This window comes from Flagellimonas sp. 2504JD1-5 (assembly GCF_053618295.1).
Genome location: NZ_JBSIOU010000002.1, coordinates 332932 through 355203, shown reverse-complemented (window position 1 = coordinate 355203; position 22272 = coordinate 332932). Strand labels below are relative to the sequence as shown.

Genomic DNA, 22272 nt, shown 5'->3' with positions numbered 1-22272 from the left:
ATTGTGAGCAAATCAAATTCTGGAAGAACGACCGCTATTGTTGCCTATCTGACCATAGTTGGGAGTTTAATCGCGATAACCATGAACATTGAACCCAAAAATGCCTTTGCTCGTTTTCATACTCGACAGGCTTTCGGTATTCACTTGATTTTTCATGCAATGGCCATCGTGCTCACCTTTACAGGTGTTGCTTATGCCTCATTGGGATTGTATCTTATTTACCTTGTTATTTGGGGATATGGGTTTGTTCAAGCCTTGAATGGAAAAACCAAACCACTGCCTATTCTTGGGGAACATTTTCAAAAATGGTTTACCTTTATTCCATAATTTAAAAAGATGCCCCCCACCTCACTTTCTTTGGAACACCTGCAACGTCCCTCGTCCATAACTACAGGAAAAATTCCCTCGGTTTTTATGTTTCATGGATATGGAAGCAATGAGGAAGACCTGTTTTCTTTTGCTTCAGAACTCCCCAAGGAACTTTATGTAATCTCAGTTAAAGCACCCTACGACCTTGAACCTTTTGGCCATGCTTGGTATGCTATCAATTTTGATGCGGAATATGGTAAATGGAGCGATGATGAACAAGCTAAAACCTCTAGGGACAAAATTGTTGCCTTTATAGATGAAGCCTGCGAAGCCTATGGATTGGATAAAGAGAATATTACACTTTTAGGCTTTAGTCAAGGAACTATTCTTAGCTATTCTATTGCGTTGTCATTCCCCGAAAAAATTAAGAATGTTATAGCCCTGAGTGGTTATATCAATGAAAATATTCTGATTGACGATTACAACGAAAAAGACCATAGCAATCTCAATATTTACGCTTCGCATGGGCAGGTAGACCAAGTGATTCCTTTGGAATGGGCCCAAAAAACACCTGGTTTCCTTAACAAACTGGGAATACAGCACACCTATGAAGAGTTTCCAGTTGGCCATGGGGTGTCTCCCCAGAACTTCTATTCATTTAGGGAATGGCTAAATAAGCATATTTAGATTCCTCTTCCCCTTTAATTTACTGAGATATTTTAGTGCACTTTGTATCAAACCAAATACTGAATGTTAAATGTTGAATTTTAAGTTTTCTGCATTTAATGTTAGCCGATATGATGCAAGAAATGGTCTGTAAGGCTCTTAAAATTCCAAGTGATTTGTGGAATTCGTGTCAAACTAGATTTGGACCATTGGATTCTTGGAATTTGGAGTTTGGAATTTGGAGTTTGGAATTTGGAATTTGGAATTTGGAAAAAAATCCTTTCCCATAAACCTTCATCAATGCCTATCAGTTACTCCGGGTATAGAGCAAATGATCTAGTAAGGTAAAATCGACACCTAAATCGTCCTTAAGTTCGTATTTGATAACCAAATCACCCCAGTATTTTCCATCGGAAAAGTCTGCCAATATCCATTTATGGTTCAGAACTTTGATTTTATTTATTTTAAAATCGCTTTCCATTCCGTCATAGGGAACCAAAGGGTTGTTTCCCTTTTTTTCGTTGGTCTCCAATAGCTTATCTTCTATGTAGCGTACAGGATTCTTTAAATTCAGGTGATCATAATAGGCCAAGGCATCGTCATTGTTTTCCAGTGAAAAATACTGGATGTCCAATATTTTCAATTGCGATTGTTGTAATGAATCGTTGAGTTGGGCCACTTCTGTTTCCAATTTCTGAATATTGGAATTCATACTTTTTTGAAAATTGTTGGCACTGATAAACTGGTATAATAGTATCAACGCAGCAAACACAAATAAATAAAGGAAGATTTTACTTTTCATCTATTCAAATTTTATTGTTTTAAATCTTTAATTGTAAATTATCGTAGGCCAAAAACATATTTTTGGGTAGTTCCTTTTCCACTTCAGAATGGAATCCCAACAAATGACTGATATGGGTGAAATAGGTTTTTTCGGCCTTTACCTTTTTTGAAAATTCAATAGCCTCTTCCAAGTTAAAATGGGAATGATGGGGCTGTTTTCTCAGGGCATTGACCACCAATACCTTTGCACCTTCAATTTTTTTGGCCTCCTCATCTTCTACTCGTTTTACATCTGTCAGGTAGACAAAATCTCCAAAACGATAGCCAAAAACGGGTAATCTGTTGTGATACGCCTCTATTGGGATTACCTCTATTCCGCCCAGCAACAAAGGTTTGTCTTTTTCAACAAGATTCACCTGAACGGCAGGTGCGCCTGGATATCTGTCCTCGTCCGCAAAAATATAGTCGAATCTCTTTTTAAGGGATTGTGCTACCCGCTCATGGGCATAAATTGGGACATCACCTTGTCTAAAAAAGAAAGGCCGAATGTCATCTATACCAGCAGTATGGTCAGCGTGTTCATGGGTAAAGAGTATACCGTCTAATTTTGGTATTGGGTTGATGAGCATTTGCTGTCTAAAATCGGGGCCGCAGTCCACCACATAATTGAAATCTTTCCAAGAGATTAGAACCGACACCCGAAGCCTTTTGTCTTTTGGGTCTTTGCTCAAACAGACAGGATGATCACTTCCAATTATAGGTATTCCCTGGGAGGTTCCTGTTCCCAAAAAAGTAATGGTCATCATATCATCCATTAAATTCAAAATTATAACTTATTTATTTAATAGATTTGATTAAGAGTGTAACTTTGTTTTCAATAAAATTCAGGTTATGGCCACTGCACCTAACAATCCACATGCTTTTGAAAATATCCCTTCCATCAAGGCGAAAACGCTAAGAATAAACCTAAATCCGAACATCTACGGAACCTTTGCCGAAATAGGCGCGGGCCAGGAAACAGCAAGGCAGTTTTTTAGGGCCGGTGGAGCATCAGGTACCATTGCAAAGGCGATGAGTGCTTACGACAAGGCTTTTAGTGATGCCATTTACGGTTCTGAAGATGATGGCAGGTACGTTACACAGGCCCGGCTAAAGCGGATGTTGGCCCATGAAATGAATTTGGTAGAGGAACGGATCAGTCGTGAAAACAACCCCGATTATTTGTTTTTCACCTATGCCAACACCGTCGCCACTATCGATTTTTCCAAAAGATATAAAGGACATGGATGGATTGGTATCCGGTTTCAATTGGATCCAAAGCAAAAAGAATTTGATGAAATTATCTTGCATATTCGTTTTAAGCAAACCGAAGCTAGATTACAACAAGAAACTTTAGGTACCCTGGGTGTAAATCTTATTTATGGGGCATTTTTCAAGTATCATAAACCCAAAAAGCTGCTAAAGTATCTATATGACCATATCGACAAGGATACGATTGAAATAGATATGATCAATTTTACAGGTCCTAATTTCAAAGATGTGGACAACAGATTGATGAGTCTGCAGCTTATTAAAAATGATATGACCGATGCGGTGATGTTTGGCCCCGATGGAAACAACTTATTGCCAGCATCCGTACTTTATAAAAAGAATATCCTTGCATTACGAGGTAGCTTTCGACCCGTTACCAAGGTGAACATGGATATGTTCCAGAAATCCTACGATATTTTTATTCGGGAACAAACTGTGGAATATGAAAACACCATTGTGGTGTTTGAAATTACATTATCCAATCTAAAAGCTTCGGGTGAGATTGATGAACAAGATTTTATGGACAGGGCCGAACTCCTTTGTTCCCTTGGGCATACCGTTTTGATTTCCAAATTCCAAGAATACTATAGGCTTGTAGAATATTTCAACAATTATACAAAAGCCAAAATAGGATTGACCATGGGTGTCAATAATTTGGTTGATGTATTTGATGAAAAATACTATCGTGATTTAAGTGGTGGTATCTTGGAAGCGTTTGGAAAATTGTTCTTTAAAGACCTCAAGGTTTACTTGTACCCGATGAAAGATGCCACTACTGGGCAGATCATGACCAGTAACAACGTAAAGGTCCACCCAAGAATGAAAGAATTGTATAAATTCTTTAAATATAATGGCAAGGTGATGGATATTATAGACTATGATCCTGATATCATGCATATTTTCTCAAGGGAAGTACTAAAACGAATCACCAACGATGAAGAAGGTTGGGAAGAAATGCTTCCAGAGGGTATTGCTGAAATGATCAAGGAGAAACAGTTGTTCACCAAGAAAAAGAAACTTCCTGAAAAAGAAGAAGTCAACAAATAACACTCCCAAGATGTAATGCTTCGGTAAAACCCAGCTATTCGGATAGCAGCAACTGGCCAAAAGATGTTGGCACGTGAAAATCAGGGTCTTTTGTCTTGGGGTCTACCCAGGTAATCCATTTAAAATCATTATCAGGATTTTTAGCATCAGGCAATTCGTCCGTGTCAGCGCGAAAAATTCCAGCTTCCAATATTCCTTCCTTCAGCAACCCTAAATCCCTTAGCGATTGTTTACTTATAACCATATCCAACCGGTAGCCGTCCTTCAATATTTTACCAACAGTAAACAAATGCCCCTTCGGCCATGTCCAATTGTCATCAAAAATTCGATAATGTGAGGCGGCAAAATCCAAAATAGCTCCATTCGGGTCCACCTCTAGACAATAGTAGTTTTTAAGTTCTTCATCTTTTCTGATAAAAATCTCCACCCTATCCGACCTAATAATGTCCCTTTTCTTTTGATAACCATCGTAAATAACCAGATTGGTATCCTTTACGTCGTATCTCAAATAAAGGTATTCATTGGTATGCAAAGCCCTAAAAATTGTTTCTTGCATGGGTTCACTTCGCCATGGCTGCGAAAATTCATCCAACACATTGGCCTTTTCCCATAAACTATCGTCCAAAGAATTTGGGATATTATCATTTTCATTCACCTTTAAAACGGTATAGGTTTTCATGCCATCGTAATTTTTACAGCCAAAAAGACACATTACAATACTTGCAACGGCCATAGAAATAACCAGATGTCTCATGGTATTTGAATAAACAAGGTATACTACAAACTTAGTTTATTTGGGGCAAGACCCGAAAGTCACAGCTGTTAGATTATACAGGTTTAAGACAGGATTTGTTGTGTATGATTCTTTGCTTTGACCTTATCAATGACTTTTTCTACTACGCCATTTTCATCAATGACAAACGTAATTCTGTGGATTCCATCAAAAACCCGTCCCATAAATTTTTTTGGACCCCATACTCCAAAGGCATCAATTACAGCATGTTCGGTATCGGCCAATAAGGGATAGGGAAAGTTAAACTTGTTTCTGAAATTGGTCTGTTTTCTTTCGGTGTCTTCGCTAACTCCCAAAATTTCATACCCTTGTTCCTTCAATTCACTGTAATGGTCCCTTATATTACAGGCTTCTATGGTACAAGTTGGTGTGTTGGCTCGTGGATAGAAAAAGACCACTAATTTCTTTCCATTGAAATCGGAAAGATTTACAGTGTTTCCATCTTGGTCTTTTGCTGAAAATTCAGGTACTTTATCCCCTACTTTTAATGTGTTCATGAATTGAAATCTTTAAGAATTGTTCAAAGCTAAACTAATATGACGAAACAGGAGAAGGTAAATTTTACAATAAAAACTTTGGATGAACTTTATCCAACAATTCCTATTCCGCTTGATCATAAAGACCCATATACCCTGTTAATTGCCGTACTGTTATCTGCCCAAAGTACCGACATTCGGGTAAACCAGATTACCCCGCTGTTGTTCGCCAGAGCGGATAATCCTTTTGATATGGTAAAACTGAGTGTAGATGAGATTCGAGAGATTATAAAACCGGTTGGGCTTTCTCCCATGAAATCCAAAGGAATCCATGGCCTTTCTCAAATATTGATAGAAAAGTACAAGGGAGAGGTTCCAAAAGAAATGGAACTTCTTGAAGAATTACCAGCTGTGGGGCATAAAACAGCGAGTGTTGTGGTATCACAAGCCTTTGGTATTCCAGCCTTTCCTGTAGATACACATATTCATAGGTTAATGTATCGTTGGGGGTTTAGCAATGGTAAAAATGTGGTGCAGACCGAACGTGATGCCAAAAGATTGTTTCCCAAAGAAATTTGGAACAAGCTGCATCTTCAGATTATTTGGTACGGCCGGGAATATTCACCTGCTCGGGGCTGGGATTTGGAAAAAGACGTAATTACTAAGACAATCGGTAGGAAAACAGTATTGAACGAATACCATAAAAACAAAAAGTGATTGTTAGGTAATTCAAGAGTCACTTCAAGCGCAGTCGAGAAATCTTTATGATGCCATTTTTCGAATAGGTCTGGACTGCGCTCGACCTGACACGACAGATGACAAAACAAAAAGAGCCGCTAATTGCGGCTCTTTTTGTTTGATTTTGAAGTTTCTAGTTCAAAGTAACCTCAAATTTGTGTTTTTTGTAATCGACTACTTTAATCGATTTAGAGTAGCTAAGCAAGAAATCTATTGTTTCTCGTCTCGCTTTTACCGATTTAACGGTTTTTTGTTCTTCAGAGTAAATATTTTCCATATTCTAGCATTAATGTTACAATTAGATAACGCCGCTAAAATGGAAATATTGCTGTGTTCGATGGAATGCAGATTAATTCGTTAAAACGATATTATTCTTATTTACTATTTTTCTGAGGTTGATAAGGGCGTATCGCATTCTTCCTAAAGCAGTATTGATGCTAACCCCTGTGTTTTCGGAGATTTCCTTAAAACTCATGTCTTTATAGATACGCATGATCAGCACCTCTTTTTGATCTTCGGGCAATTCATCAATTAAAAGGGTCAAATCGCTATCAATCTGATCTTTTATGATTTGTTTTTCAGCATTTAGCTTTTCATCCTTGATCACAGAGAAGATATTGAAATCATCGTTCCCTTCAAATTTGGGCATTCTCTTATTCTTGCGGAAATGGTCAATAATCAAATTATGCGCAATTCGCATCACCCAAGGTAGAAATTTACCCTCTTCGCTATAAGTGCCCCTTTTCAGGGTTTTGATCACTTTAATAAAGGTATCCTGGAAGATGTCTTCAGCAACATCCCTATCCAATACTTTAGAGTAAATAAAACTGGAAATTCTTTGGTTATGCCTGTTGATCAAGCCTTCTAAAGCTTTTTCGTCTCCGGCAATGTAATTCTTTACTAATATCGAGTCATCAATCTGCAGTTCCATACAAATTACTTTTTGGTTAAAATTAGGGGTCTCCCTTTTCAAAGAAAGACTTAGAGTTATCAGCTTAATTTTAAAAAAGTAATTATTTCTGTATAGGCCTATCAGCTTTTTAATTACACATCAAATATAGAAAAACAGTATGCCTGTAAAAAAACTATGTTGTGATTTGGGCATTTTTAGATGTTAACTGATACAATATACGTATTAAGTGCCGGGTATTGTATCTTTGGAACCCTAATTTTAACATATGTCCACAATCCAAAACATAGATCCTAAGAAAAATATCATCATAAAAGGTGCCAAACTACATAACCTTAAGAACATTGATGTTGTAATTCCTAGGAACAAGCTTGTGGTCATCACCGGACTCTCTGGTTCTGGAAAATCAAGTTTGGCTTTCGACACCCTATATGCCGAAGGGCAAAGGCGTTATGTAGAGAGCCTATCTTCCTATGCCAGGCAATTTTTGGGAAAATTGGACAAACCCAAAGTGGATTATATAAAAGGTATAGCGCCGGCCATTGCCATTGAACAAAAAGTGAATTCGACCAATCCAAGATCAACGGTCGGAACCACTACCGAAATATATGACTATTTAAAACTGTTGTTCGCACGTATCGGAAAGACCATTTCCCCAGTTTCAGGAAACGAGGTCAAAAAGAACACCGTAACGGATGTCATCAACCATATAAAACCATTAGCCGAAGGTACCAAATTGTTATTGCTGGCTCCGATTACTATAAAAGAGGATAGAGATACCTTGAAATCTTTGGAGCTTTTTTCAAAACAGGGATACGCGCGTATTAAATATAAAGGAGAGGTTGTTCGAATTGACAATGTTCCCGAGAATATTGGTAGAACTTTTGATTTGGTGGTTGATAGGGTCATTGTAAAAGAAGACGAAGATTTTTACAACCGCTTGGCCAATGCTGTGGACAATGCTTTTTTTGAAGGCAAAGGACAATGTGCCATTGAAAATCTGGAAAATAAGGAAATTAAGATTTTCAGTAACCAGTTTGAATTGGATGGATTGAAATTCTTGGAACCCAACGTACATCTGTTCAGCTTTAATAATCCCTACGGTGCATGTCCAAAATGCGAAGGCTATGGTGATGTAATTGGTATTGATGAAGATTTGGTTGTTCCCAACACCGCTTTGTCAGTTTATGAGAATGCCGTTTTTCCGTGGCGAGGAGAAAGTATGGGTTGGTACCGCGACCAACTGGTCAATTCTGCTTACAAATTCGATTTCCCTATCCACAAACCATGGTTTGAGCTGTCCGAAGAACAAAAACAGTTGGTTTGGGACGGCAACGAGCACTTTATGGGCATCCATGCCTTTTTTCAACAATTAGAGGAAAAGAGTTATAAAATACAGAACAGGGTAATGCTCTCCCGGTATCGAGGAAAGACAAAATGTACCGTTTGTAGGGGAAAGCGATTGCGCAAAGAAGCAGATTATGTTAAAGTAGGAGGACATTCCATTTCAGATTTGATTGAACGCCCCATTAAAAAATTGATTCCTTTTTTCGAGGAACTTCAACTCTCGGAACACGATAACACCATTGCAAAAAGGTTGTTGAAAGAAATCACAACAAGATTGGATTTTTTAAGCAAAGTAGGACTGAGCTATTTGACATTAAACCGAAAATCCAATACCCTTTCAGGAGGCGAAAGTCAACGCATCAATTTGGCCACATCTTTGGGTAGTAGTTTAGTAGGTTCCATGTATATTTTGGATGAACCCAGCATCGGACTTCATCCCAAGGACACCGAAAATCTTATTGAGGTTCTCCTATCCCTTCGGGATTTGGGCAATACCGTAATTGTGGTGGAACATGACGAGGACATCATGAAAGCTGCGGACGAAGTCATCGATATTGGACCCGAAGCCGGTACACTGGGAGGTGAAGTGGTGGCCACCGGAAGTTTGGATGTCATATTAAAGGCCAATTCCTTGACCGCAGATTATTTAAATGGCACCAAAGAGATTCAAGTCCCTTCGGAGCGGCGTATTTCCAAAAACCATATACAAATTATTGGAGCGCGCGAAAACAACCTTAAAAATATCAATGTCACCTTTCCATTAAATATGCTCACAGTGGTCACCGGGGTTTCCGGAAGTGGAAAAAGTACACTGGTTCGTAAAATTTTATATCCCACCATATTAAAGGAAGTGGGTGGTTATGGAGAAAAAGCCGGACAGTTTACAAAGGTTGAAGGCAAATATGCCCATGTAAAACATGTGGAATTCGTCGACCAGAACCCGATTGGTCGCTCTTCCCGTTCCAATCCGGTTACCTATATCAAGGCCTATGACGATATCCGTGCTTTGTTTGCTTCCCAAAAATTAAGCAAGCTTCGGGGTTATCAGGCCAAACATTTTTCCTTTAACGTGGATGGTGGACGTTGTGAAAAATGTAAAGGCGAAGGTGAAATTACGGTGGAAATGCAGTTTATGGCCGATGTACATTTGGAATGTGATGTCTGTGGCGGAAAACGCTTTAAAAAAGAAATCCTCGAGGTCCAGTTCGAAGGAAAAAGCATTGATGATATTCTCAATTTGACCATTGATGAAGCTATTGTCCATTTCAAAACCCATGAACAAACCAAAATTGTAACCAAACTACAACCTTTGCAAGATGTTGGTCTGGGTTACGTAACCTTGGGGCAGTCCTCCTCTACCCTTTCCGGAGGTGAGGCACAACGGATTAAACTGGCCTCCTTTTTAGTAAAGGGAAATACCAAAGAAAAAGCCTTGTTCATCTTTGATGAACCTACGACCGGACTCCATTTCCATGACATCAAAAAACTGTTGAAATCCTTTGATGAACTGATTGCCAAAGGACACTCTGTAATCGTGATAGAGCACAACATTGAACTCATCAAATGTGCCGATTACATCATCGACCTAGGCCCGGAAGGCGGTGAAAATGGCGGATATTTGGTTGCCGAAGGCACTCCGGAAGAGTTGGTTCAAAATAAAGAATCACATACTGCGGTCTATTTACGGCCAAAAATATAATCTCTCACAAAACTCAACCAGCAAAAACCCATCTGCTGCGTTCAGTATGATTAGGACGGAGTAAATAATTAGTCTGCCCTAACCCTTTACCCTTCCCATTGTCCGAAACTTTAGTGCAGGACAACCCCTTTCACCCGTAACCTTTAACCATCAACCCTTCCCATTGTCCGAAACTTTAGTGCAGGACAACCCATCAACCCAAAACCCCTATCCGTCAAATCCAAGGGGGTACCGGTAAATTTCTTGGTCGCCGAACAAGGGCATCTTCTTATTTTTCTTGATTAGATCAGTTAATGCTTTGCAAAAGCATATGGTGTTCATCAAAACAACGAGTTAATGATATAAAACTATGCTCCTCCCATTTCTTACCACCGCACAACGAAAAAGGAACGTTATAGGGCTTTTGTTCGTGATTCTTTTTTTGGTCTCAACAAGTTTTAGTTCCCTTTCCGCTTTTGATTCCATAACAGCCATCTTCCATGAGAAAACTTCCTTGGATACCGATGACTCCAAAAACAATACATCCGATGTGGCAGCCTATGCTCCTGTAATTGGTTTGGTGAAACAAGGGGTTCGCAATGCGTGCAAAAACATTACCTACAGCTATTTTGTATACAATTTAAGCACCAACAAAGAGGTACTAAATAACATTACCCTTACCGATGACGACATGAGCCTTGTAATCACTTACTTTGATGGTGATGAAAACAATGATGGTTTATTAGACCCTCTAGAAGAATGGGAGTTCAGAGCTACATATGATATTACGCTAACCGATAAGGATAATGGTTTTGTTTCATCAGGAGCAACCGTTAGGGCTGGTTTTCTTGGTTTAATAGAAGATAGGTCCGATGATGACACGCCCGGCCCCGCCGAAGACGATGTCACGGTTGTAGATCTTTCTTTTTGTCAACCTCGTATAGGTTTGGTTAAAACAGGGGTCGTTAGCAACGATTGCACAAGCATTAATTACACTTATCAAATCACCAACCAAACCCAAAGCGGTACACGTTTGGAAGATATTATTTTAAATGACTTACCACACGGTATATTTGATTTAAACTTAAATCTTCCAAATTTGGGAGATACTATGGAACCCCCAAATAATGGTTTCATAGAAGTCGGTGAAACATGGATCTATACCGTAAGTTATGCTATCACTGCAAACGATCGTATTTCTGGTTCCGTAAACGCAAGTCAAGCAACGGTAAGTGCCAGTCCGGAAGGTGGAGGTCCAAAAGTAAATGACCGTTCCGATGACAATAGCCCTTTTGAAGACGATTTGACCACCACTCCTTTAACAGATTGTCTGCTGGGCATTGGTCTTGTTCAAACGGCAAGCCAACTGGACGCATGTGAAACCATTGAATATACTTTTACCGTTACCAATTTAAACGCGAATCTAGAACCGCTGCAAAATATCGAGATAACCACCTCCAACTTAGGCACCTTTAGCGGACCACCTGATGATGGAGATACTGGCTCATTGAATGTCTTAGAACATAATGAATCTTGGGAATTTGTTAGAACATACAACATCGCTCCCACCGAAAGAGTTAGCGGTATTGTCAATGCCCAGTCCTCTGTAACAGGTAATGTACAGGGATTATTTGTAGAGGTAAACGATGATTCCCATGATCAATTTGATACCCAAGATGGGCCTACAATAACCAATCTAAATCCCACCTGTCAACCTAGCATAACTATCCTACAACAGGGGGTTTTAAGAGGAGGAGACCCTTCATGCACCGTTATAGATTATACCTACACGGTGGCCAACACGAGTTATGATTCTTTTACAGAAGTTGAAGTGGTTGACAATACATTGGGGCCAATAACCGGTCTTGATTCTGGCGATGCCAACAGTTCCGGCACTCTAGATCCCGGTGAGACCTGGGTATATTCTGAATCCTATGACATTAGTATCGCCGATAAAATGGCAGGGGTATTTGTAACCCAGTCAACGGTAACTGCAAGGGTATTGGGAACCGGAGATACGGAGGTTACTGATCTCTCCCACCCCACCGACCCAGATTTAGATGACCAAACCGTAGTGGACCTAACCACTTGCGAACCTAAAATAGCCTTGATCAAGCAAGGTGTAGTAGACAACACCTGCAGCCAAATTACCTATACCTATTATGTAACCAACGAAAGCGGAGGTGCGGAAACTTTACAAAATATTCAAATCATTGATGACGTGTTGGGCCCAATTGCCGGGCCGCCCTCCGGTGATGGAAGTCTAATGGGTGAATTGGAAGAAGGAGAGATCTGGGTATATACCGCTACCTATAATATTGTACAGGATGATATCGATGCCGGATTTGTTGAAAACAGCGCAATGGTAAGCGCAGAAATCGTGGGCGGGGGCGGAACTACCATAAATGATGATTCTGATGATAACAGTGTGTCTGAAGATGAACCTACCCGAGTAGATTTAATAGCATGTCAGGCCGATATTGCGATTACAAGAACCGCATTACTTGTCGATACCGATATGGACAACTGTCCCGATGCCATTGACATCACCATAGCGATTACCAATACCGGGTTGGTGGAATTGGATCAGGTTGATGTAATCGACGAGCAATTGGGTAATCCAGTGGCAGGACCCTTTATTGAAAGTGCCACTACCGACAATGTAATGCAACTCAATGAGGTTTGGACTTTCTCTGCCACTTATGATCTTTCACAGAACGACATCGACAATTCCCCACTCAACCCAATAGCAAGCGTAACCGCACAAGCAGTCGGAAGCAGTTTTCAAGTAACCGACAGCGACCAGAACAACATTGATACCTCTGGGGCATGTGCTGAGAGTTCCGCTATAGGCTTGGTCAAAGAGTTTACCAATTTTCTTGATAACGACGGAGACGGCTGCAACGATGCCATAGAATATACCCTACGGGTATTAAACACAGGTGGTATGCCCTTGAACAATCTAACGGTCAACGACCCCCAGTTGGGCAACGATGTCGCTGGCCCCAATTCAAAGAGTATTGACGGTGATGAAATTCTCGATTCCGGTGAAGAGTGGATCTATATTGGTATCTACGATATTGACCAAACGGACGTGACCAACGGTACTGTGGATGGCCAGGCCGATGTTTTGGCATTTATTGTGGGACCCAATATCCCCATTGCCGACCTTTCACACCCCAGTGATGCGGATGCCGATGGAATTACATCGGTCAACGTCACTGGAACTTGTTTTGATACCGTTGCTATTGGTATCACCAAAATCGACTCCGGTTTTATAGATAGCGACTCGAACCTTTGTGACGACCAAATACGATATACCATAACCGTGGAAAACCTAGGTCAAATGAATCTTAACGTCACTGCACTTAATGATGCCCAACTGGGCAATATCATTGCAGGGCCTTTTACTGAAAGTATGAATGCGGATGGCGTTTTGGAGGTCGGTGAAACATGGACACATATTGGAATCTATAACATTACCGGCCCCGACATAACCAACGGCACTGTTTCCGGACAGGTCAATGTCACTGCCCAACCCGTAGGAACCAATGTGGATATTATGGCCAGTGATGGGATCGATGTTGACATTTCCGGAGTAGCCTGCGCCGATAGCCCCACCATTGCGGTGACCAGGGATGTCCAACTGATGGATACCGATATGGATGGCTGTATGGACCGAATTGATTTTACTTTGGTAGTTTCCAATCCTGGAGGGCTAGATCTGAACACTGTTGTTCTTACCGATGACCAATTATTGGGAAATGTGGGTGCACCAGCAAATGATACTGGCGATGACGGGATTCTTACCCAAGGTACTGGTGAAGAATGGACGTATACCGCTTCCTATGACATTACCCAGGCAGACATAAACGGAGGGGATATTTTTAGCAGAGCTACCGTAACAGCAGAAACTGTAGGGAGTAATATTCCTGTACAAGATTTCTCCCATCCCACAGACCCTACTTTAGATCAGGATAATCAAATTTTATTTTCAGGTACTTGTGATGATACCGTAGGTATTTCCATCATTAGGAATGCTGTACTGGAAGATAGCGATGCCGACAATTGTGATGACCGTATCACAATCACCATTGACGTAACCAATGAGGGAATCGCTCCCTTGGAAAATGTCATGGTCAATGATGATCTATTGGTCAATCCGCCCGCACTTTTTTCAGATGGAAATGGGGACAGCGTTTTGGACAGCGGTGAAACATGGACATTTACCGCGACCTACGACCTTACACAAGCCGATATTGATGGGAGTAACCTCATTAGTGGTGCCGATGTAACCGCGCAACATTTGGGCGGCACCTTTCAGGTTTCCGATGATTCGCACCCTACCTCTACCGTTTTGGATGGAGATAACAATACTGACGTTTCAGGAGCATGTGCCGATACCCCGGCCATCACCTTGACCAGGACTGCTCCCCTATTAGATACCGATGCCGATGGTTGTGACGATGCCATCGACATCACCGTGACCATCACCAATACCGGACAGGTAGATTTGGAAAACATCATAGTGAACGATGAACAGCTAGGCAATGCCCTTGCACCGACAAACAACGGAAATGGGGACATCATCCTCGATATCGGCGAATCGTGGACCTATAGTGCTACGCACGACATTGTGCAGAGCGATATCGACAATTCGCCATTGAATCCGATAGCAGATGTGACCGCTGATGTGTTGGGAAGCACCTTTCAGGTCTCTGACAGTGACCAGAACAACATCGATACCTCTGGGGCTTGTGCCGATGCACCCGCAATAACTTTGACAAGGACAGCTCCCCTATCCGACACCGATGCCGATGGTTGTGACGATGCCATCGACATCGCCGTGACCATTACCAATACCGGGCAGGTGGATTTGGAAAACATCGTGGTGAACGATGAGCAATTGGGCAATGCCCTTGCACCGACAAACAAAGGAAATGTGGGCGATATTCTTGAGGTGGGCGAATCGTGGACCTATAGTGCTACGCACGATATTGTACAGAGCGATATCGACAATTCGCCATTGAATCCGATAGCGGATGTGACCGCTGATGTGTTGGGAAGCACCTTTCAGGTCTCTGACAGTGACCAGAACAACATCGATACCTCTGGGGCTTGTGCCGATGCACCCGCAATAACTTTGACAAGGACAGCTCCCCTATCCGACACCAATGCCGATGGTTGTGACGATGCCATCGACATCACCGTGACCATCACCAACACCGGGCAGGTGGATTTGGAAAACATCGTGGTGAACGATGAGCAACTGGGCAATGCCCTTGCACCGACAAACAAAGGAAATGTGGGCGATATTCTTGACGTGGGCGAATCGTGGATCTACAGTGCTACGCACGACATTGTACAGAGCGATATCGACAACTCGCCATTGAATCCGATAGCGGATGTGACCGCGGATGTGCTGGGAAGCAATTTTCAGGTGTCCGACAGCGATCAGAACAATATTGATACCTCCGGGACTTGTGCAGAAATGGTCGATATTTCAATAACCAGAGATGCCCTTGAGGTAGATACCGACAATGATAATTGTATCAACCGCATCGACTTTACTATTACCATTGTCAATCAAGGTAGTACAGATTTGGACACCGTGACCTTGGATGATACGCAACTCGGTAATGGATTAGCTCCTACCGACAATGGAAATGGTGATGCTATATTGGCTTCTGGTGAGCAGTGGGTGTATGCTTACTCATATGATATTACACAAAACGATATAGACAATTCCCCACTGGCAGGGCAGGCCAATGTAACGGCAAGGCATATTGGAAGCACCTTCGAAGTTTCCGACAGCGCATCGAACAGCATCGATGTTTCCAATGCCTGTGCCAGTTTTCAAGGAAGTATCACCTTATTACAAATGGCATCCCTTTCTGATACAGATAATGATCTGTGCGATGATACCCTCACCTACACTTACACCATCAACAATCCAGTGGGAAATGTTGATTATGAAAATGTACTACTTACCGACGACCGCTTTGGCGTTATCGGCGGGCCTGCTTCTGGAGATTTGAACAACAATGGAATTTTAGAAGCCGGGGAAACATGGGTGTATACCTCTCTGCCCTACGCAATTTTACAAAGTGATGTTGACAACTCTCCTTTGAATAATTTTTCCACCGTTACCGCAGTAGAGTTCGGAACTGCTGTTGCCGTTTCTGATTTATCCCATCCCGATGATCCAAATGCGGACGGTCCTACTTCCACAGATCTATCACAAGCATGTGCAACCACGGCCACTCCAGCCATCGGATTGCTAAAACAGTTTTCAGCCTTCTTGGATACTACTGGTGATGGTTGCTTCGATACCATAGAATACAATTACAGCCTCCAAAACTTCGGAGATGAAGACGTAACCAATATTAGCATCACGGATGGTATGTTTGGTGCGACCCAACTTGTTCTTGCCTCCGGGGATGAAGGAACTCCAAACGTACTGGAGATTGGGGAAACTTGGGTTTTTGAATCTTTTCGGTACACTTTGACACCAGAAGACATCAATCAAGGAGAAGTTACTACGCAAGCCTCTGTTTCCGGGCTATCGGTTCCTTCCAATATAGCGGTTTCCGATATTTCGGACGACAACTCCTATATGGAAAATGACATTACAAGAAATTCAGTCGCAAATTTGTGCCCTGAAGTTTCGGCTAGTATTGGTTTGAAAAAAACAGCCAGCACGTTTGATTCGGACAATGACCAATGTGACGATTCTATCTTGTATTTCTTTACGGTTGAAAACCTAGGCAATGTTCCTCTGGAAAACATTCTATTGGAAGACCTCTTTTTGGGCCTTAGCCTGTCCGAACCTAACAACCGCTCCATCAACAATGACAACATTCTTGATATCGGTGAACAATGGAACTACAATTTGACCTACCCCATAACACAAGAAGATGTCGACCGAACATTTGTAGAAAATCAGGCCATGGTTACGGCTTATCAAATAAACCAGCCAGATGCCTTTGTCACAGATCTTTCGCACGAAACACAGTACGACGCTGATGCCCCCACCAATATCTCGGTAAGTGAAGCATGCATGAACACCTCGGCCGGTATTGGTCTGATAAAACGAGGCATTTTAGTAGATACCAATAATGATAGTTGCGCGGAAAGCATTCAATATACGTTTATCGTTGCCAATCTTGGAAATCTACCCTTGGAAGGCATTGTATTGAGGGATGATCTTTTGGAAGATTCCATAGAGGGTCCCCTCTCTGGTGATGAAAATGAAAATGGTCTACTGGATGCAAATGAAGCATGGGAGTTCTCGGCACTTTATTCCATTACAACAGATGACATCAGCGCGGAGCAGGTTGAAAACTTGGCGACCGTTTCGGCCAATGTGGCGGGACAAACCAATACCATTGTCAACGATATTTCGGATAATGATAGCTATCTTGAAGACAATCCAACAATAGTTTCGGTTTCCGAGGCCTGTAACGGTGGTACAACCATAGATCCCGATTTTAAAATTTTCACGGGAATCACCCCAGATGGTGATGGCATCAACGACTTTTTCCGAATTCAAGGTATAGAAAACTACCCAAGTAACACACTAAAAATTTATAACAGATGGGGAGTGTTGGTCTATGATGTAGAACAATACGGCGCTGGTGAAAATCTTTTTGGTGGGACTTCCTTCGGAAGAACCACCATTGCCAAGAACAAGGAATTACCGAGTGGAACATACTTCTACATTCTCTCATTCCTAGAGGAAAATCCAGGCGAAGAGAACTATACCGGCTATTTATACATCAACAGGGATTAAATGTTCCAACTCAATGATCTACCATTTATACATCTCAGTTTAGAGAAAAATATATGCGACTAAAGAAAATTTCAACTTCCATATTGTTTGTCATTATAAGTCTCTGTGCCATTGGACAACAGGATTCCCAATACACGCAATACATGTACAACACCCAAGTTGTCAATCCAGCCTACGTTGGCTCTCGGGAAACATTGAGTTTTGGTCTGCTGGGACGAACCCAGTGGGTGGGTTTTGAAGGATCTCCCCAAACTTTTACGTTTACGGCAAATGCTCCTGTGGGATTATACAACAGCATGGGATTGGGGCTCTCCATAGTCCATGATCAAATCGGTCCTGCTGTGGAATCCAATGTGACCATAGATTATTCGTATACCATAGATGTCTCTCGCTCTGGTAGACTTGCCTTCGGATTAAAAGGTGGAATTGACCTCTTGGATATCGATTTTAACAAGTTGAGTTTCTCCGACCCCAATGACCCAAACTTTCAAAATAATGTAGATCAAAAATTACAACCCCAGGTGGGTGCTGGTCTATATTTTAATACCGACAGATTTTATGCTGGAATGTCCGTGCCCAACTTTTTGAACACCAAACATTTTGATGAAAACACACTTGAAAATTCCAATGTTACCAGTGTTGCCGTGGAACGATTGCATTATTTTTTGATTCTGGGCCATGTTTTTGACTTGAAGAGAAACGTTAAGCTTAAACCCGCCGCATTGGTCAAAACCGTAAGTGGCTCACCGCTGCAATTGGATGTGTCCGCCAATTTTATGTTCAATGACAAATTTGTTTTGGGCACCTCCTACAGATGGGATGCATCTATCAGCGCTATGACGGGGTTTCAAATTTCAAGGTCACTCTTTGCCGGTATTGCTTATGATTATCAATCCACCAATATTGAAGCGTATAGTGATGGGTCGTATGAAGTTTTTCTACGGTTCGATGTGTTTCACAAAGCGGACAAAATTCTAATCCCAAGATTTTTTTAAATGCAACACTCAAGCATAAATATTGGAAAATCAGCTACCATGGTTTTCGTTTTCGTCATTCTAATGGGTTTTTCGTTATGCGGGCAAAAAGCAAAATTGAAAAGGGCAAACGAAGAATTTGACCAGTATGCTTTTATCGACGCAAGAAAAATTTATTTGAAGGTTGCTGAATCAGGATATGAATCTTTACAGCTTTACCAAAAACTTGGAGATACATATTATTATAATAGCGAATACCAAGAGGCAATTAAATGGTATTCACAGCTGATTGAAAAATATTCCAATGACCTAGATCCCGATTACTATTACCGGACCGCTCAATCGTATAAAAGTATTGGCGAATACCACTTGTCAAAAAAAATGATGGGCGAATTCGCCTCACGGTCCGCAACTTCAGGTTTAGCAAAAAACTTTATGCGGGATTATCCCAGTTTGGACAGCTTGGTGGATTTTTCAATCCAAGAAATTTGAAGTGAAAAATGTCACCAACAGTATGCCAAATTCTGATTTTGGACCATCTTTTTATGGAAACAAAATTGTGTATGCATCTTCATCCAGAAACCCCAAAGGCGGAAAAATCCATGATTGGAATGGCCTCCCCTATCTGGATTTGTATGAGGCTGAAATAAACGAAGCATGGGAACTTTCCAAGGCCATTCCCTTAAAAGGAGATATCAATTCGCCTTATCATGAATCATCGGCTATGTTCACCAAAGATGGGAAAACCATGTATTTTACCCGGAACAACTACATTGATGGAAAGAAAAAACGAAACAAAGAAAAATTGGTGACCCTCAAAATCTACAAAGCCCAAAAAAATGAAGATGGGTCTTGGGGAAATGTCGTGGAGCTTCCTTTTAACAATGACTCCTATTCCGTGGCACATCCTGCATTGAGTCCCGATGGAACCCGACTCTATTTCTCATCGGATATGAAAGGTACTTATGGGGAATCGGATATTTGGTATGTTTCGGTTGATAGCTTGCATACCACCTACGGCTCTCCAGTAAATTTGGGACCAGAAATTAATACAGAGGCCAGGGAAACATTCCCCTTTATTAGCCAAAACAACACACTTTACTTTTCAAGTGACGGTCATTTGGGGTTGGGAGGATTGGACATTTTTGCTATCTCATTGACAGAAGAAGGCGAGTTCGCAAGTGTTACCAACCTCAAACAACCAATAAATACCAATAAGGATGATTTCGGATTCATATTAAATGAAGAAAGACAGATGGGGTACCTCTCCTCAAATAGGGATGGGAATGAAGGCAGTTCTTCAGATGACATATACCGAATTTGGGAAAAATGCGGAGTTATCAATATTGAAGGTGTGGTTTTGGATGCGAAAACTGGGAAGCCTGTCAATGAATCCATAGTAACCTTGCTTGATGAAAACAATGTCGAAGTTTCCCAAACAACTTCGGGTGATGATGGTACTTACGTGTTTAAAAATCAGGTGGATTGCGGTAAACAATATGCAATAAGAGGGGAGAATAATCTAAGAGAGTATACCCCTACTGAGCAAAATCTTGTCACCCCTCGAGGCTCACACACACTAGAAATAAATTTAGAATTGACGCCCCCTGATTGCGCCGTAGATGATTTGGGATGTAGATTAAACCTAGAGCCCATTTATTTCGACTATGGAAAATACAGCATAAGAAAGGATGCCGAGGTAGAGTTGGCCAAGATTTTACAAGCCCTGAAAGAATATCCACAACTAAAAATCCATATTGAATCCCATACTGATTCTAGGTCAAGCAGTCGCTTCAATTGGCGTCTCTCATCAAGAAGGGCCCAATCTACCTTGGAATGGTTGGTCAAACAAGGAATAAATCGTAATAGACTTTCCGCAAGAGGTTATGGTGAATCAAAATTACTTAACCATTGTAGCAATGAGGTGAAATGCTCTGAAGAAGAACATCAACGCAATCGCAGGTCAGTCTTTATTATTCAAAAGTAGGTTTTAATAGATTCATTTACAGCAACTTAAGGTTTTTATTGTTTTTTTGGCACGCTGTTTGGTATTTACTTTTCGGAATGTAAATAGTTGCATTCAGAATTTAAAATCGGATAGTATGAAAAAGTTAGTACTCATTATAGCAGCGGTCTTGCTGGGAGTTCCAAGCACTACAGCCGCAACCATGGAAGATAAGACGTTTATATCAAGTGCTTATCGATACGGAAACTCCTTCATTTTTGTAGAAGGTGGGGTAACTTTTTCAGTTTACCCTGATGGAGAGTTCGATTTTTACATCGATAATCAGGTAAATGTTGGAGTTGGTGCCCGAATAGGTAATGTCGGTATTACCTTCAATTCAGGATATAACTATAACCCTTTTGTGCAGTACGATGATTATGGTGCTGTGATCCAGGTAGAGAACATTCCCATTTATTACGACTATTACGGACGCGTATCCCAAGTTGGAGGTGTAGATGTATGGTACAGAAATGGCAGAGTACGTAGAGTTGGTGGGTTAAATGTTTATTATAACGGAGGTGTGTTTAGCCACTGTACAGGATTTATCAATATTTATAACAGGCATTATGTGTACAGACCGTTCCATAGATATTTTGCAAGGCCTGCGGTCAACTTTTGTAACGTGTACTACAGACCTTATAGAAGGTACTACTCACCTGTACGCTATACCTACCACAGACCCTATAGATATAACCATAGACGAGCTTATGCCTCTATTGGAAATACCTATAGAAATGACAGAAGCTATAGAAGGGATAAAATCTATAGAAACGATAAAAGAGTTACAAGACGTGGCAATGGTGTAAGAAGAGATGGTGGAGATTATGGTAGAAGTAACCGAAGAATTGGATCTAATGACTATGATTACAGAAAAGGAAATGCGGTAAGTCGTTCCAATAATCGAGTAAAAAGAAGTTCGGATGCTGGTAGAACTGTAAAACAAAGTGATTATAGAAGAGGAAACACAGTTTCTAGAAGTAGCAATAATAGCAGAACAACAGCTCAAAGACAAGGTGCGGACCGTACGGTTAAACAAGGTACTTATAGAAGAGGAAATACTGTTTCAAAAAATAATAAGAGTAGAACTGTAACTCAAAGACAAGTAACTAGAAAGCCACAAAGCAGAACAGTTACCAAAAGAGAAGTTACAACTACTCCTAGAAGCAGAACTGTTACTAGAAGTACTACGAATACATACCGAAAGCCACAGGGCAGAAAAAGTACAAGCAGGTCGGTAACAAGCAAAAGTAGTGTTCCAAGAAAAACGGTTTCCAGAAGTAGCGGAACCACGGTAAAAAGAAGTTCTGGAAACACAAATTATAGAAGAAGTAGCACCAATGGTACGCGATCAAAAAGTACCCGAAGAGTGCAATAAAGATAGTTTTTAGGTTGGTTAGTTGTTTACCCCGTAGTTGGATTTATCCGCTGCGGGGTTCTTTTTTT

The 22272-nt window shown here is 41.1% G+C and carries 15 protein-coding genes; 10 read left to right on the top strand and 5 right to left on the bottom strand.

Translation table 11 applies throughout. From position 1 onward, the window contains the following. The first annotated feature begins 3 nt into the window (after window positions 1-3). Both ACULLG_RS11000 and ACULLG_RS10995 read left to right on the top strand, forming a co-directional pair. On the top strand, window positions 4-327 hold the full coding sequence (locus ACULLG_RS11000; RefSeq protein ID WP_452126838.1) for a DUF4870 domain-containing protein: 324 nt from the start codon (window positions 4-6) through the stop codon (window positions 325-327). Between the two features lie 9 nt (window positions 328-336). Further along, on the top strand, window positions 337-996 hold the full coding sequence (locus tag ACULLG_RS10995; protein WP_452126837.1) for an alpha/beta hydrolase: 660 nt from the start codon (window positions 337-339) through the stop codon (window positions 994-996). 286 nt (window positions 997-1282) lie between these two features. On the opposite strand, the gene ACULLG_RS10990 is transcribed toward ACULLG_RS10995, so the two are convergent. Together ACULLG_RS10990 and ACULLG_RS10985 are read right to left on the bottom strand one after the other, a co-directional pair. Next, complete coding sequence (locus ACULLG_RS10990) at window positions 1283-1777, bottom strand: hydrolase (RefSeq protein ID WP_452126836.1); 495 nt, start codon at window positions 1775-1777, stop codon at window positions 1283-1285. Window positions 1778-1796: 19 nt separating this feature from the next. Further along, window positions 1797-2561, bottom strand: coding sequence for an MBL fold metallo-hydrolase (locus ACULLG_RS10985; protein WP_452127970.1), 765 nt, complete (start codon window positions 2559-2561; stop codon window positions 1797-1799). A gap of 88 nt (window positions 2562-2649) precedes the next feature. On the opposite strand from ACULLG_RS10985, the gene ACULLG_RS10980 reads away from it, so the two are divergent. After that, the gene (locus ACULLG_RS10980; RefSeq protein WP_452126835.1) at window positions 2650-4116 is read left to right on the top strand and encodes a TonB-dependent receptor; all 1467 of its coding nucleotides are present in this window, start codon (window positions 2650-2652) and stop codon (window positions 4114-4116) included. 34 nt (window positions 4117-4150) lie between these two features. Here the strand turns inward: ACULLG_RS10980 and ACULLG_RS10975 are convergent, their stop codons facing one another. Both ACULLG_RS10975 and bcp read right to left on the bottom strand, forming a co-directional pair. Next, window positions 4151-4870, bottom strand: coding sequence for a carbohydrate-binding family 9-like protein (locus ACULLG_RS10975; RefSeq protein ID WP_452126834.1), 720 nt, complete (start codon window positions 4868-4870; stop codon window positions 4151-4153). An 83-nt stretch (window positions 4871-4953) separates the two neighbouring features. Further along, window positions 4954-5406 carry a thioredoxin-dependent thiol peroxidase gene (gene bcp / locus ACULLG_RS10970; RefSeq protein ID WP_452126833.1) on the bottom strand — a complete coding sequence of 151 codons (453 nt, stop codon included), beginning with the start codon at window positions 5404-5406 and terminating at the stop codon, window positions 4954-4956. A gap of 39 nt (window positions 5407-5445) precedes the next feature. On the opposite strand from bcp, the gene ACULLG_RS10965 reads away from it, so the two are divergent. Then, the gene (locus ACULLG_RS10965; protein WP_452126832.1) at window positions 5446-6102 is read left to right on the top strand and encodes an endonuclease III domain-containing protein; all 657 of its coding nucleotides are present in this window, start codon (window positions 5446-5448) and stop codon (window positions 6100-6102) included. Window positions 6103-6472: 370 nt separating this feature from the next. On the opposite strand, the gene ACULLG_RS10960 is transcribed toward ACULLG_RS10965, so the two are convergent. Beyond that, complete coding sequence (locus ACULLG_RS10960) at window positions 6473-7054, bottom strand: RNA polymerase sigma factor (protein ID WP_452126831.1); 582 nt, start codon at window positions 7052-7054, stop codon at window positions 6473-6475. Window positions 7055-7301: 247 nt separating this feature from the next. On the opposite strand from ACULLG_RS10960, the gene uvrA reads away from it, so the two are divergent. The 6 genes from uvrA (at window position 7302) to ACULLG_RS10930 (ending at window position 22204) form a co-directional block, all read left to right on the top strand. Continuing rightward, window positions 7302-10079, top strand: a complete 2778-nt coding sequence (uvrA, locus tag ACULLG_RS10955; protein ID WP_452126830.1) for an excinuclease ABC subunit UvrA — start codon at window positions 7302-7304, stop codon at window positions 10077-10079. 349 nt (window positions 10080-10428) lie between these two features. Continuing rightward, complete coding sequence (locus tag ACULLG_RS10950; RefSeq protein ID WP_452126829.1) at window positions 10429-17850, top strand: DUF7507 domain-containing protein; 7422 nt, start codon at window positions 10429-10431, stop codon at window positions 17848-17850. 53 nt (window positions 17851-17903) lie between these two features. Continuing rightward, a complete protein-coding gene (locus ACULLG_RS10945; protein ID WP_452126828.1) occupies window positions 17904-18845 on the top strand; it encodes a PorP/SprF family type IX secretion system membrane protein in 942 nt (313 codons plus the stop codon). A gap of 96 nt (window positions 18846-18941) precedes the next feature. Next, complete coding sequence (locus ACULLG_RS10940) at window positions 18942-19316, top strand: tetratricopeptide repeat protein (RefSeq protein WP_452126827.1); 375 nt, start codon at window positions 18942-18944, stop codon at window positions 19314-19316. Window position 19317: 1 nt separating this feature from the next. Then, entirely contained in the window at window positions 19318-20811 is a 1494-nt protein-coding gene (locus ACULLG_RS10935; protein ID WP_452126826.1) for an OmpA family protein, read from the top strand. Window positions 20812-20926: 115 nt separating this feature from the next. Next, on the top strand, window positions 20927-22204 hold the full coding sequence (locus ACULLG_RS10930; RefSeq protein ID WP_452126825.1) for a hypothetical protein: 1278 nt from the start codon (window positions 20927-20929) through the stop codon (window positions 22202-22204). Window positions 22205-22272 lie beyond the last annotated feature (68 nt).